Here is a 13,520-nt window from a genome sequence, read left to right as displayed (position 1 = left end):
ACTAGGGCAACGCGGTGGTTGTCTGCGCCCGCTCAAGGAGAACCGCTGCGATGGACTGGTCAATCGCGCTCATCCTCACGCAAGACGGCGTCGTGAATGCGGCGATCTACGCCCTTTTGGCACTCGCCCTGGTGCTGGTCTTCGCCGTCACGCGCATCATCTTCATCCCGCAAGGCGAATACGTCTCATACGGGGCTTTGACACTCGCGATGCTCGAATTGGGCAAAACTCCTGCTACCGTCTGGCTCCTCGTCGCTGGCGGCGGCGTCGCGCTGGCACTGGAAGCCATTGCCCATTTTCGTGGCCGGAGCGTTCCGTGGCGTGAAGCGCTTTTCTGGTATGCCGCGCTGCCATTGGTCACCGTGGCATTCGCGTACGCGTTCGACTGGCAGACAAGCCCACAATGGGCCCGAATTCTTCTCACCGTCGCGCTGATTGCCGCGATGGGACCGATCACCTACCGGATCTTCTACCAGCCGGTTGCCGAAGCCCCCGTATTGGTACTGCTCATCGTTTCGGTTGCAGTGCATCTCGCGCTGGTCGGCTTGGGGCTTTTGATCTTCGGCGCCGAAGGGTATCGCACCGCGCCGCTTTGGGATTCCCGCTTTTCCGTCGGCCCGCTGCTGATCCCCGGCCAAGCCTTTTGGGTAATCGGCGCCTCGCTCGTTTTGATCGCGCTTCTGGCCTGGTTCTTCAGCCGCACGCTCTACGGTAAAGCGCTTCGCGCCACCGCGGTCAATCGCAACGGGGCGCGCCTGATGGGCATCTCCCCCAATTTAGCAGGACGGCTGACGCTCCTCCTTGCCGCGGCGATCGGCGCAATCTCCGGGGTGTTGGTGAGCCCCATCACTACCCTCTACTACGACTCCGGTTTTCTCATCGGACTCAAAGGGTTCGTCGCCGCGATCATCGGTGGGCTGGCGAGCTACCCGATCGCGGCGCTCGGTGCGCTTGCCGTCGGTCTCATCGAAGCCTTCAGCTCCTTCTGGGCCAGCGCCTATAAAGAGGTGATCGTGTTCACCTTGATCATCCCTGTGCTTTTCTGGCGCTCGCTCACCACCCACCACGTGGAGGAAGAGTGATGTCTGCGCCCAACTCGTTATCCGCTCACCATCCGGACAAGCCGTCGCTCGCGCCCCAAGGGGCGATCCCCGCGCGGGCGGTATTGATCGCGTTCCTAGTGCTCGTAGCCGCCGCGCCGTTCCTTTTGGGCACCTATCACGTCACTCTGATGAACTACATCGCGCTCTATGCGATGGTGGCACTTGGGCTCGTGTTGCTCACAGGCGTAGCGGGCCTCACGAGCTTCGGGCAAGCCGCTTTTGTCGGGCTGGGTGCCTACACCACCGCGGTGGTGAGCGCGGGGCAGCTCCCCGAATGGTTCGCGTGGCTCCCTCCTTCGCCCTGGACGGGGCTCGTCCTGGGCTTGCTCCTTACCGCTGCCGCGGCGCTGCTGATCGGCGCGATCACGCTGAAACTCTCCGGGCACTATCTGCCGCTGGGCACGATCGCTTGGGGTTTGAGCCTCTATTTCCTCTTCGGTAACTTGGAATTCCTGGGCGGTCACACCGGAATGCGCGGCATCCCGCCGATCACGGTGGGCCCATGGACGCTTGCCGAACCCGAAGCGATCTATCCCCTCATCTGGGCACTGCTCCTGCTGGCGATGTGGGCCACCGCAAACCTGCTCGATTCCCGCCCCGGGCGCGCGATCCGGGCGCTCAAAGGGGGCGTGGTGATGGCCGAAGCGATGGGGGTCGACACCGCCCATTACAAACGGACCGCATTCCTTCTTGCCGCTCTCCTTGCGGCGCTCTCGGGGTGGCTCTACGCCCACATGCAGCGCTTTGTCAACCCCACTCCGTTCGGGCTGCAGATCGGCATCGAATACCTCTTCATGGCGGTCGTCGGCGGTGCGGGCTACCTCTGGGGCGCGCTCTTGGGGGCGGTAATCATCACCCTGACCAAACAGTGGCTGCAGGACATTCTGCCGCAGCTCCTTGGGCAGAGCGGCAACTTCGAACTCATCGTCTTCGGCCTGGTGATGGTGGTAGTGCTGCAGCAAGCGCGTGACGGCATCTGGCCGATCCTGCGGCGCTACGCCCCCGTGAAAGCGACGCCGCGCTGGATGCCTGAAACGGCCGAGGCGCTTCCCAGCCAAGCCAAACCGCAACGCGGCGAGGTATTGCTGGTAGCGGACCAGGTCACCCGCCGTTTCGGAGGGCTGGTAGCGAACGACAAGATGTCGCTGACCATCCATGCGGGAGAGATCCTCGCGCTCATCGGCCCGAACGGCGCCGGCAAATCGACCTTCTTCAACCAGATTTCGGGCGTCGATACCCCAACGGAAGGAAAGATCACCTTCCGCGGCGTCGACATCACCGGCAAACCGTCGCGTGAAATCGCCGCGCTGGGAATGAGCCGCACCTTCCAGCACGTTCGGCTACTCCCCAACCTTTCGGTACTCGACAACGTCGCAATCGGCGCCCATCTGCGCACCCACGCGGGAGTCCTCCCCGCGATGCTCCATCTGGAACGGAGGGAAGAGGCGCGGATTCTCGCGGAAGCGCGGCGGCAGATCGAACGGGTCGGCTTAGGAGCGTACCTCCACACCGAAGCCGGCGCGTTGGCGCTTGGCCAACAGCGGATCGTCGAAATCGCCCGCGCGCTGATGAGCGATCCGTCGTTGCTGCTTCTCGACGAACCGGCCGCAGGGCTGCGCCATAAAGAAAAGGCCGCGCTCGCGGAGCTCCTCAAAGCGCTGCGTGCCGAAGGCATCGGCATTCTCTTGGTCGAACACGACATGGACTTCGTGATGAACCTGGCCGACCGTGTCGTCGTGATGGAGTTCGGACGCAAGATCGCCGAAGGGTTACCGGACGAAGTCCAGCAAGACCCCCGTGTGCTCGAAGCCTACCTGGGCGGCGTGCAGTAAGGAGTGCCTGCGATGAACGACACCATCCTCTCGGTCGAAAACCTCCACGTGCGCTACGGCAAGGTCGAAGCGCTGCACGGGGTCTCGATTACTGTTCCCGCCGGGTCGATCGTCACCGTGATTGGTCCCAACGGTGCCGGAAAAACGACCCTGCTCTCCGCGATCATGGGGCTACTGCCCAGCCAAGGAACGATCCATTTCGCGGGAGCAGCTGTCCCTGTGCCCGACGTCGAACACTTGGTGCAGCGCGGCATGGCACTCGTTCCCGAAAAGCGCGAACTCTTCGGTGAAATGAGCGTCGAAGACAACCTCATTCTGGGTGCGTTCCAGCGCTATCGTAAAGGGGATCGCTCGATCCCCGAAACGCTCGACGAAGTCTACCAACTCTTCCCCCGCCTCAAAGAGCGCCGGAATCAACTGGCGGCGACGCTTTCGGGGGGCGAACGGCAGATGCTGGCGGTGGGGCGTGCGTTGATGGCCAAACCGAAGCTCCTGATGCTCGACGAGCCCTCTCTGGGGCTCGCGCCGCTCATCATCCGCGAGATCTTCCGCACCATCGCGCGGCTGCGCGAACAAGGCGTATCGATCCTTCTGGTCGAACAGAATGCCCGCGCCGCGCTGCAAGTTGCCGACTACGGCTATGTGCTGGAAACCGGTGAAATGACCCTGGAAGGGCCTGCAGAGCGGCTGGCGAACGACCCGCAGGTGATCGAAACCTACCTGGGCATGAGCAAACGTCAAGAAAAACTGGCTGCGGTGTAAGCAAAAGGATCTGCCGATGAACGCGAAAAACGTGAACGCCGACGCTGCACAGCGCTTTCATGGCGCGTGGCGGCTCATCGAAGACGAACACCTGGCGCTTGCCGCGGTATTGCACGCGCTCCGTTTCCTGCTCGACGAAATCGGCGCTGGCCGGATCGAACCGGACTTTCGCCTCCTGCGCGCGATGCTTTATTACCTTACCGAATACCCCGAACGGCGCCACCACCCCAACGAAGATCGCTACCTCTTCGCCCGGCTCAAAGAAAAAACGAGCGAAGCGGACGCGGTGATCGCCCGTCTCGAAAAAGAGCACGCCGCAGCGGAACAGCGCATCGCCGAGCTCGAGGCGGCGCTGCACGCCTTCGCAAGCCGTGAACCGGGCGGTTTCGACCGTTTCCGTGACGTATTCGACCGCTACGCCCACTTCTACCGTCAGCACATGATGACCGAGGAGCGCGAGGTGTTACCGATTGCCGAACGCCACTTCACCCCTGAAGACTGGGCATGGGTCGCCGAAGGGTGGCGTCAAGGCGGCAGCGATCCTATGGTCGGAACCACGACGCGCGACGAGTGGCAAGCGATCTTCGACAAACTGGTCCGGCATGCCCCGCCCCCCATCGGTTTGGGTGCAGGACCTTATCCGGAAGAGGAACCCGAAGCGCGATCTTGAGAAAGGGAACCCGACGCGCCCGCCCGACAAGCAGCCAGCCGCAACGCCAACTGGCGCAACATGGCCGCGGTGGCGCCCCAGATGAAATAGTGGCGCCACGGCGCAGCCCAGTAGTAACGCGGTTGGCCGTCATAGATGAGACTCAGGCGCAGATAGCGGTTGGGGTCTGCGAAATGGGCAAGTGGCGTGAAAAAAACCTCCGCCACTTCGAACGGATCGGGTGCGAGCGGTCCCAGCGCATCGCTCCACGCGATCAAGGGCGTCACCCGGTAACCGGTTACGGTCACATAGTCTGGAAGCGCACCTAGGATTGTCACCCGTTCGGGGGCAAGCCCGACCTCCTCTTGCGCTTCGCGCAACGCGGCCTGTTCCGGTGACTCCCCCCTCTCCACTCGGCCCCCAGGAAAACTGATCTGCCCCGGGTGGTGGTAGAGATGGGGGGTGCGCCGCGTCAGCAGCACCGAAACGCCCTGCTCGGGGTGTGGGGTCAATACGGCCAATACCGCAGCGAGCCAACGCTCGGCCCGCGCCCCATCATCACCGTAGGGCCCCGGAAACGTGTGTGGCAGACGCAACGCGGATCGGATCGCTTCGGGTGTCCACCCGGCTCCACCCTGCTCCGTATCGCCAATTCCACCCTGCCCGGATTGCCGCTCTGGATCGCTCATTGCACCCTATTCGTCCCACTTTGCTTGGGTTTCCGCAGTATAGCATTCCCCCCACCGTCACCGCTTACGCTTATTTTTGACCGACCGGTCGGATTATTTGCATGTTTTTTGATTTAGATCAAAGAAAAATTGGGCGCATCGGCATAAAATTCAACACACGCAAATCAGTTTGCGATTTTTGAACCCGCACAACCCACACACAAGGAGGAAGTCCGATGGCACACAACGAAAAACTCGCGCTGAAAATGGAGTTTCCGCCGCAAACCCCACAACCCAACGTCTATCCGCTGTCGTGGCACGCCCAGACGATGAAGCTCGAAGAGATCTGGGACGCCGCGCAACGCGAAAACTGGGATCCGAAAAAATTGCCGTGGGATACCCTCGACGTCGACTCCTACAGCTGGGAAGAGCGCGAAGCGATCGGCTACTGGTGGACGCTCCTTTCGGTTTTCGACGCCTCGGCACCGCCCGTCTTTGCGTCGGCGCTCATCAAGACCTACGAAGAGCACGAAGAAGATCCGGTCCGCCGTTGCTTCTTCTCGATCACCCGTGACGAACAGAACCACGAGCAGATGTGCGGTCTGGCGATCAAGAAGTTCCTCGATCACCACGACCCGCTCACCTATCAACCCAAGACGGAACTCGGCAAACGGCTACAGAAAAACGCGAAATGGCTCTACTACAACGGTGGCCGCTACTGGAACGGGTACAAGAACGCGGTGCCGAAGTATTCGCTCGCGGTGCTCTTCTCTTCGTTCCTGATGGGCGAAATCGCTGCGGCGACTATCTTCAAGCAAATGCACGACAACAGCCGCGAACTGGTCTTCAAAGAGGCGTTCCGCAACATCGGGCGCGACGAAGGGCGCCACATGGCGATCTGCATGGCGTTGATGGAGCGTGACTATCCGAAACTCCCCGTCGAGGACAAAGCGCTCGTCACCAAACAGATCCGCGCTGGGTACCTCTTCCTCTCGGCGGTGCTCTTCGAACCGCCGATGGAGTTCTGGGATCTGCCCGAAGACTTCATCCCGACGCAGCGCGAAGCCGAAGAGGTCGCACGGCAAGCCGGTTTCGGCATTCCTACCTATGAGGCGAAGAAAGAGAACTGGCGCAACGCGATCCTCAACCTCAAAGGGGTGCTCGACCGCTACGGGATCCCCTTCCCCGCGATCCCGGAGGTCGGTATCTCGGGCGAAGAGGTGAGCGAGGTCGACATGGCGTCGATCATCCCGGTCTTCTGATCCTCCCCAATCACCACGAACAACCCATTGTCACGGGCGCCCTATGGCGCCCGTCGTCCCAGGAGAGCCCACGATGGAACCCACGGTCATTCGTCTCTACCCGTCCAACCGCGAGGTGGTCTGCGCACCGGGCGACACCGTCCTCACCGCGCTGGAAAAAGCGGGCTATGCGCTGCCCAACAACTGCCGCGCTGGCGCTTGCGGCGAATGCAAAGTCAAAGTGCGGGAAGGGCAGTTCGATCAAGGGGTCGTGCTCGACATGGCGCTTTCGCCAGACGAGCGCCGGGAAGGGTACGGCCTGATGTGTATGGCGAAACCGCTTTCCAAAGTCCTGGTGATCGAATGGGGCACCGCGGACGCCAAACCCAAACTCTTTCCCCCGCGGGAAAACCAACGCTTTGTCGTCGTCGACCGGATCGTGCGCACGCCCCGTGTCGTCGAACTGCGCCTCCGCCCCGTCGGTCAACCGATGCGGTACTGGCCTGGGCAGTACGTGATGCTCTCCGACCTGCGGGGCGAATACCCAGCGCGCTCGTATTCGATTGCGAATGCACCGCGCCCCGACGGGGAATTGGCATTGCAAATCGCAAAGATCGACGGGGGCGTCACCAGCGTCTGGGCTACAGAGCAGCTTCAAGTTGGCGAAATCGTCAAGATCGACGGCCCCTACGGCACCTTCATCGGCGACCCTTCTGCAGAAACGCCGGTCCTGTGTCTCACTGCGGGCACGGGGCTCGCGCCGGTGCTCGCGCTCACCGAAGCGGCGTTGCGACGCGGCTACCGCAAACCGGTGACGTTGATCCACTCCGGCCGCACGCGCGCCGATTGCTATGCACTGGGGATGATGGCGTATTGGGAAACGAAACACCGCAACTTCACCTACAAGGCAACACTCACCCGCGAAACCGCCGAAGGTTACTGGCACGGACGGATCCCTGCGCTCCTACCCCAGCACTTCCCCGACCTTTCCGCCTATTCGGTCTTCATCGCGGGAAGCCCCGAATTCGTTGCCGATTGCCGGGCAGCGGCGCTGGCGTTGGGCGCCCCCGAGGCACGCATCCACACCGAAGGCTTCTTCGGGCAAGCCCTACCCGCAACCGCACCCGCGGACGCGATGCTCTCCGCGTAGGCACCGCCACCGATACGCGCGCGATCAACGCGAGACCGGGGCGGCAACTTCGACGCGGTTGCGCCCCTGCACCTTTGCTGCATAGAGCGCGGCGTCAGCACGCGCAAACCCTTCGTCGAACGTTTCTTTTTGCGGCGCGAGTTCCGCTACGCCAATACTCACCGTAACGGATTCGCCCGTTTTGTCGCGCACGTGCTGCTCGATATCCCGCCGGATCCGTTCCGCTTTCTTCGCCGCATGGGCAAGATCGCAGTTGGGCAGCAAAACGACGAACTCCTCCCCGCCGAAACGGGCGAGGAAATCGCTTGCGCGCACCGATTTGGCAATGCGCTGTGCTACCTCAATAAGGATCTTGTCGCCGTAAGCATGTCCGAAGGTATCGTTGATCCGCTTGAAACGGTCGATATCGACGACCAGAAGCGTAAGCGGCTTGCCATCGCGCTTTGCGCGTTCGAAATAGCGGCGCGCCACGTCTTCGTACGCGTGACGGTTGGGAATACCGGTGAGTTTGTCGGTCACCGCCATCACCTGCAGTAGCCGTTCGCGTTCGCGCGCCTGGAGGTAGAGGCGGCGCATCAGGACCAAATTGTGGACCCGTGCCAAGAGCTCGACGTCGTGCGGGGGTTTGACCACGTAATCGTTCACCCCCAAGCGGTAGAGTTCGTTCTTGCGCGCGGTATCGTGAAAGCCCGTCAAAACGATGATTGGATTGAGGACGAAATCTTCCGGACGGCGACGCAGCTGCCGAATGAGGGACAAGCCGCTCTCGCCATCGGCGAGCACGAGGTCGATCACGAACAGTTCGTATTCGTTCTGCGTCATTGCCGCACGTGCGGCTGCGACACTGCCCACCGTTTCCACCCGATAGCGCCGCCGCTCAAGGATCGCCTGCAGGCTGCGCTGCTGCAACGGCGAATCTTCGACCAACAACAGCGACGCGCCCGCGAGCATATCGGTGCGGTGGGCGAGGAAATAGTTGAGGAAGTTTTCCAGTTGCGCCAAGTCGTCGCGCGTGAAGACGTCGGTGACCCCATTGCGAAAGGCGCGCTCCAGCAACGCCTGGTCATTCTCGGAGGTAACCATCACCACCGGCGCCGCTTCCTTGAGCCACGGGCGGAGTTTCGCCGCCAGCGAAATCCCATCGTCGTCGGGCAACACATAGGTGGTGAGCACCACATCAAACCGGATCTCACCGGCCATTCTGAGTGCGCTCGTACCGTCATAAGCGCGGTGGATTCGCAATCCGAATCGGTCCAGGGTGCGCGCAAGGAACTTTCCCGACGCCTCGCCTGGGTCCACCAAGAGCGCGTGGAGCGGTCCCTCGTCCGCTAATGGGTCATGAACCATTCGATGATCCCCTTGGCGATGAACCCGATGAACCCGACACCGAGCGCGACGAAGAGCCACAAGGTCCCGTATTTGCCGGCTTTCGACTTCCACGCCAGGTTACCGATGATGAAGATCATGTAGAGAATGAACGCTGGAATGAGGATGCGCAGCGCCCACTCCTCCCACTCTTCGAACGTCAGCCCCAGAATCAGGTCCTCACCCATCGCCGTTTCTCGCGCTTCATGACCTCATGTTGTCGCACCGGGGGCCGCTACTCGCGTTGGCAGTCAGCGACGCCGTTTTGCCGCCAATTTCGCTGCGATGCGCAACCGCAACGAGTTGAGCCGGATGAACCCTTCGGCGTCCTTCTGGTTGTACGCGCCGCGGTCGTCTTCGAAGGTCGCGATCGTCGGATCGAAGAGCGAATCGGTTGCGGAGTCGCGCGCCACCACCATCACGCTCCCTTTGTAGAGCTTCACCCGCACCCAACCATTCACCGTCTGCTGCGTGAAGTCGATGAGCGCCTGCAACGCTTGCCGCTCGGGGCTGAACCAGTAGCCGTTGTAGATAAGCGCGGCGTAGCGCGGCATCAGGTCGTCTTTGAGGTGCGCCACTTCGCGGTCGAGCGTGATCGACTCGATCGCGCGGTGGGCTTTCAGCAGGATCGTCCCGCCCGGAGTTTCGTAGCAGCCGCGGCTCTTCATCCCGACGTAGCGGTTCTCCACCAGATCGAGCCGCCCCACACCGTGTTTACCGCCCAATTCGTTGAGCTTCGCGAGCAGTTCGTGCGGTCGCATCCGTTCGCCGTCGATCGCGACCAGATCGCCCTTTTCGAAAGTCAGTTCGACGTACTCAGGCGTGTCCGGTGCCTCTTCAGGCGCGACCGTCCAACGCCACATCGACGCTTCCGGTTCCGCGGTCGGATCTTCGAGGTGGCGGCCTTCGTACGAGATATGGAGCAGGTTCGCGTCCATCGAATAAGGGGCACCGCCTTCGCGGTGTTTCTGTTCGATCGGGATCCCGTGCTTTTCGGCATACGCGAGCAATTTTTCCCGCGAGTTGAGATCCCACTCGCGCCACGGCGCGATCACTTTGATCTCGGGCATCAGCGCGTAGTACCCCAACTCGAAACGTACTTGGTCGTTCCCTTTGCCCGTCGCGCCATGCGCAACCGCGTCGGCTCCGGTCGCTCGCGCGATCTCGATCTGGCGCTTGGCGATCAGCGGACGGGCAATCGAGGTCCCCAACAGGTATTCGCCTTCATAAATGGCATTGGCGCGAAACATTGGGAAGACGAAATCGCGCACGAACGTTTCGCGCAGATCGTCGATGAAAATATTTTCCGGCTTGATCCCCAACGCCAACGCTTTTTGCCGCGCAGGTTCCAGCTCTTCACCCTGCCCAAGGTCGGCGGTGAATGTCACCACTTCACAGCGATAGGTATCCTGCAACCATTTGAGAATCACCGAGGTATCGAGCCCACCGGAGTAGGCGAGCACCACTTTGCGCACGTCGCTCATTTTTGGGTGTTTTCCTGTCGTTGCAACCAAAAGGGAAAATTGTCAAGTATGGGTAATTATTCTATCATTGGCGCATGACATTCGCTCAAACCACCCAATCTTCTGCGCGGGATGGCGCCCTACGGGCGCATCCTGCGAAACAGGATTTACCGCGCCTGAGTCCAGCCGAGCGGCGTGCGATTCTTACCGCAGCGGCACAACTCTTGCCGCCAGCAAGCCGTGTCATACTCTTCGGATCGCGCACCGACCCAGGGAGACGCGGCGGAGACATCGACCTTTGCTTGCACGTACCCGTGCGTCTGAGCCATTCGGAACGGGTAGCGCTTGCCAACCGCTTCTGGGCACGATTGGCAGCCATCCTTGACGAACAAAAAATCGATATCGTGATCGTTACCCCAGAGACCCCTTCGTCTCCAATACTGCGACGCATTGCCGAAGAAGGAATCGAGTTGTGTCGGTTATAAAGGACCCCTACGCGTTGCCCCAGCTGCGGTTAACCGCCGCATGGGCTGAAATCGATCGGCAGGCCGCAGTGCTCAAAGCAGCGCTCGCCGACTGGTCTGCGCTTCCCGCCTGTGAACGCCAACCCGAGGTCGTCGAAAGTGACGCGCAGCGGCTTCGCCTTCTTGATCAGATCCTTTTTCGATTCCTGAAACTCCAAGACGCAGTGGGCGAACGCTTGATCCCAGCCACGCTCGAGGTACTTGCGGAACCCATCGAGACGATGGCAATGCGCGACCGCCTCAACCGCTTAGAGAAGCTCGGGTTTCTGGAGGCCGATACCTGGCTGACCTGGCGCGCTTTGCGCAACCGCATCACCCACGAATACCCGGATCACCCCGAGGCGCGCTGGGCCGTGTGGGAAGCAACGGTCGCCGCCGCGGATGCGATGCTTGCGCTTCTGGCCCACTGGCGGGCGCAACTTCCCCCTTCGGCGGCGAAATCGGTAACACCGTGCTGACCCTACCCTTCCATCCGTCCCAGCACCAGGTACTCCATCAGCGCCTTCTGCACGTGCAGCCGGTTTTCCGCTTCGTCCCAGACCACCGACTGCGGGCCATCGATCACCTCGGCGGTGACCTCTTCGCCGCGGTGCGCGGGCAAGCAGTGCATGAAAAGCGCGTCGGGTTTGGCGACAGCCATCATTTCGGCGTCGACCTGCCAGTCGCGGAACGCCTGGAGCCGCGCTTCGGACTCCTCTTCGAACCCCATCGACGTCCAGACGTCGGTGGTAATCAGGTCGGCGTTACGCGCCGCGTCCATCGGATCGGCAAAACACTCATAGTGGCCGTTCGGAGTGACTTGCGCGACCGCCGGATCGACCGCATAGCCGGGCGGGGTCGAGACGTTCACTTTGAAGTCGAGCACTTCCGCCGCCTGTAACCAGGTGTTGCACATATTGTTCGCATCCCCGATCCACGCCACGGTCTTGCCTTGGATCGCACCGCGGTGCTCGATGAAAGTGAAGATATCGGCCATCACCTGGCACGGGTGGAATTCGTTGGTGAGCCCGTTGATCACCGGCACCCGCGAACGCGCCGCGAAGCGCTCGACGATCGCCTGCTCGAAGGTGCGAATCATCACCAGATCGCTCATCCGGGAGATCACCTCCGCCGCGTCCTCGACCGGTTCGCCGCGGCCAAGCTGTGAGTCACGGGTATTGAGATAGACGGCGAAGCCACCCAACTGCTGAATCCCCGCTTCGAACGAAAGGCGGGTGCGGGTGCTCGCTTTTTCGAAGATCATCACCAGCGTGCGATCGAAGAGCGGATGCCACGGTTCGTACTGCTTGAACTTACGCTTGATCCACGCTGCACGATCGAAGAGGTAACGATATTCGTCCGCGGAAAAATCGCGGAATTGCAAATAGTGTTGGACCGCTGGCATCGTCTATTCCCCTCCCCTCACGAATCGCCGCACCAACGGCACCAGCCGCGCGGCGATCTCCTCCGTCTCAGCTTCCGAAATGACGAGCGGCGGCAAAAGGCGTATCACCCGCTCGGCGGTCACGTTGATCAGTAACCGCGCCTCCTCGAGCGCGGTCCGCACCAAGGCACCACAGGGGCGGTCGAGCACCACTCCGATCATCAGTCCTTCCCCGCGCACCTCCTGAACCGCGGGAAGGTCAGCAAACGCCTGTTGCAGTGCGTTCTTGAGTTGCGCGCCGCGTGCCGCCGCGTTCGCGAGCAATCCCTCTTCCTCGATCACCGCGAGCGTGGTGAGCCCGGCGACGCACGCCAAGGGATTGCCGCCAAACGTCGATCCATGATTTCCCGGACCGAAAACCCCAGCGGCAGGCCCCCGTGCCAGGAGCGCACCTAGGGGTACGCCGGAACCGAGCCCTTTTGCGAGCGTCATCACGTCCGGTGCCAGCGCCTCCGGCGCCACCCCCAGCGCCGCAGCGGCCCACTGCCAACCGAACCAATGGCCAGTGCGCCCAACGCCACACTGCACCTCGTCGCACATCATCAACACGCCCCGCGCCGCGGTGATCTCCCGGATCGCCCGCACGACCTCGGGCGCGGCGAGGCGAATCCCGCCTTCTCCCTGGATCACTTCGAAGAGCACCGCGACGACGTCGGAATCGGCGAGTGCAGCCGTCAGCGCAGTGAGATCACCGAACGGGACCCGGACGAACCCTTCGACGAGCGGCTCGAAACCCTGCTGGGCTTTGACGTTACCGGTTGCCGAAAGCGCGGCGAGCGTCCGTCCGTGAAACGCCTGCTCCATCACGACGATCTTCGGCCGCGCAATGCCGCGCCGATGGCCATAAAGGCGGGCGAGTTTGATCGCCCCTTCGTTGGCTTCCGCGCCCGAATTGGCGAAGAAAACCTCCTCCATCGCACTCAACGCGCAGAGGCGTTCCGCCAAGGCCTCTTGCGCGGGAATGCGATAGAGGTTCGAGGTGTGGAGCACCTTTTTGGCTTGGGCGCAAATCGCTTCCGCAAGGCGCGGATGGGCGTGCCCTAAGGTCGAGACCGCGATACCCGCAAGGGCGTCGAGATAACGGTTCCCGACTTCGTCGGTGAGCCAGACCCCCGCCCCGTGCGCGAACGCCACCGGCAGGCGGGCGTAGGTGTTCATCAGATGGGTCATTGCCATTCCTTCCCCAACGAAAAGAGGGAACCCCAACTCTGGGTTCCCCAAAACGGGCATTTTAGCGCGGCAACCGCGAATACCCAACCGATCCGCTTATCGCCCCCTCGAAAAAGAACGCACCGCTTGTGGCTTCAGCCCCAAGCGGTGCGCGTTACCGCACGCGACTC

General features: G+C 61.9%; 14 protein-coding genes. 8 read left to right on the top strand and 6 right to left on the bottom strand.

Annotated elements, in window-relative coordinates:
• Positions 1–50 precede the first annotated feature (50 nt).
• The 4 genes from ACYQ4Z_RS01370 to ACYQ4Z_RS01355 are packed head-to-tail and all read left to right on the top strand — an operon-like array spanning position 51 to position 4,367.
• Entirely contained in the window at positions 51–1,082 is a 1,032-nt protein-coding gene (locus tag ACYQ4Z_RS01370) for a branched-chain amino acid ABC transporter permease (protein WP_459859803.1), read from the top strand.
• A complete protein-coding gene (locus tag ACYQ4Z_RS01365) occupies positions 1,082–2,935 on the top strand; it encodes a branched-chain amino acid ABC transporter ATP-binding protein/permease (RefSeq protein ID WP_119334544.1) in 1,854 nt (617 codons plus the stop codon). Before ACYQ4Z_RS01370 ends, ACYQ4Z_RS01365 begins: the two co-directional genes overlap by 1 nt.
• A 12-nt stretch (positions 2,936–2,947) precedes the next feature.
• On the top strand, positions 2,948–3,697 hold the full coding sequence (locus tag ACYQ4Z_RS01360; protein ID WP_233467994.1) for an ABC transporter ATP-binding protein: 750 nt from the start codon (positions 2,948–2,950) through the stop codon (positions 3,695–3,697).
• A 16-nt stretch (positions 3,698–3,713) separates the two neighbouring features.
• Positions 3,714–4,367, top strand: coding sequence for a hemerythrin domain-containing protein (locus tag ACYQ4Z_RS01355; RefSeq protein ID WP_459859802.1), 654 nt, complete (start codon positions 3,714–3,716; stop codon positions 4,365–4,367).
• Here ACYQ4Z_RS01355 and ACYQ4Z_RS01350 read toward each other — a convergent pair.
• The gene (locus tag ACYQ4Z_RS01350; protein ID WP_119334541.1) at positions 4,334–5,035 is read right to left on the bottom strand and encodes an NUDIX hydrolase; all 702 of its coding nucleotides are present in this window, start codon (positions 5,033–5,035) and stop codon (positions 4,334–4,336) included. The two genes, ACYQ4Z_RS01355 and ACYQ4Z_RS01350, sit on opposite strands and share 34 nt — an antisense overlap.
• A 215-nt stretch (positions 5,036–5,250) precedes the next feature.
• Here ACYQ4Z_RS01350 and ACYQ4Z_RS01345 point away from each other — a divergent pair, with 215 nt between their 5' ends.
• A complete protein-coding gene (locus ACYQ4Z_RS01345) occupies positions 5,251–6,276 on the top strand; it encodes a hypothetical protein (RefSeq protein WP_119334540.1) in 1,026 nt (341 codons plus the stop codon).
• Between the two features lie 73 nt (positions 6,277–6,349).
• Positions 6,350–7,405, top strand: a complete 1,056-nt coding sequence (locus ACYQ4Z_RS01340) for a 2Fe-2S iron-sulfur cluster-binding protein (protein WP_219972255.1) — start codon at positions 6,350–6,352, stop codon at positions 7,403–7,405.
• A gap of 24 nt (positions 7,406–7,429) precedes the next feature.
• On the opposite strand, the gene ACYQ4Z_RS01335 is transcribed toward ACYQ4Z_RS01340, so the two are convergent.
• From ACYQ4Z_RS01335 to ACYQ4Z_RS01325, 3 genes are all read right to left on the bottom strand, one after another.
• Complete coding sequence (locus ACYQ4Z_RS01335; protein WP_459859800.1) at positions 7,430–8,752, bottom strand: diguanylate cyclase; 1,323 nt, start codon at positions 8,750–8,752, stop codon at positions 7,430–7,432.
• Complete coding sequence (locus ACYQ4Z_RS01330) at positions 8,734–8,958, bottom strand: DUF2788 domain-containing protein (RefSeq protein WP_119334537.1); 225 nt, start codon at positions 8,956–8,958, stop codon at positions 8,734–8,736. Before ACYQ4Z_RS01330 ends, ACYQ4Z_RS01335 begins: the two co-directional genes overlap by 19 nt.
• A 63-nt stretch (positions 8,959–9,021) precedes the next feature.
• Entirely contained in the window at positions 9,022–10,254 is a 1,233-nt protein-coding gene (locus tag ACYQ4Z_RS01325) for an argininosuccinate synthase (protein ID WP_119334536.1), read from the bottom strand.
• Between the two features lie 74 nt (positions 10,255–10,328).
• Between ACYQ4Z_RS01325 and ACYQ4Z_RS01320 the strand changes: the two genes are divergently transcribed.
• The gene (locus tag ACYQ4Z_RS01320) at positions 10,329–10,718 is read left to right on the top strand and encodes a nucleotidyltransferase domain-containing protein (protein WP_119334535.1); all 390 of its coding nucleotides are present in this window, start codon (positions 10,329–10,331) and stop codon (positions 10,716–10,718) included.
• Complete coding sequence (locus tag ACYQ4Z_RS01315; protein ID WP_459859798.1) at positions 10,706–11,215, top strand: hypothetical protein; 510 nt, start codon at positions 10,706–10,708, stop codon at positions 11,213–11,215. The genes ACYQ4Z_RS01320 and ACYQ4Z_RS01315 overlap by 13 nt, the downstream gene beginning before the upstream one ends.
• Positions 11,216–11,217: 2 nt before the next feature.
• Here ACYQ4Z_RS01315 and argF read toward each other — a convergent pair whose 3' ends face one another.
• Together argF and ACYQ4Z_RS01305 are read right to left on the bottom strand one after the other, a co-directional pair.
• Positions 11,218–12,141 carry an ornithine carbamoyltransferase gene (gene argF / locus ACYQ4Z_RS01310; protein ID WP_119334533.1) on the bottom strand — a complete coding sequence of 308 codons (924 nt, stop codon included), beginning with the start codon at positions 12,139–12,141 and terminating at the stop codon, positions 11,218–11,220.
• A gap of 3 nt (positions 12,142–12,144) precedes the next feature.
• Positions 12,145–13,350 (bottom strand): aspartate aminotransferase family protein, encoded by a 1,206-nt coding sequence (locus tag ACYQ4Z_RS01305; RefSeq protein ID WP_459859797.1) that lies wholly within the window; start codon positions 13,348–13,350, stop codon positions 12,145–12,147.
• Positions 13,351–13,520: the final 170 nt, after the last annotated feature.

This window comes from Hydrogenophilus hirschii, assembly GCF_054656675.1.
Note: the sequence above shows the minus strand (reverse complement) of the source record. Positions and strands in the feature narration are given on the sequence as shown.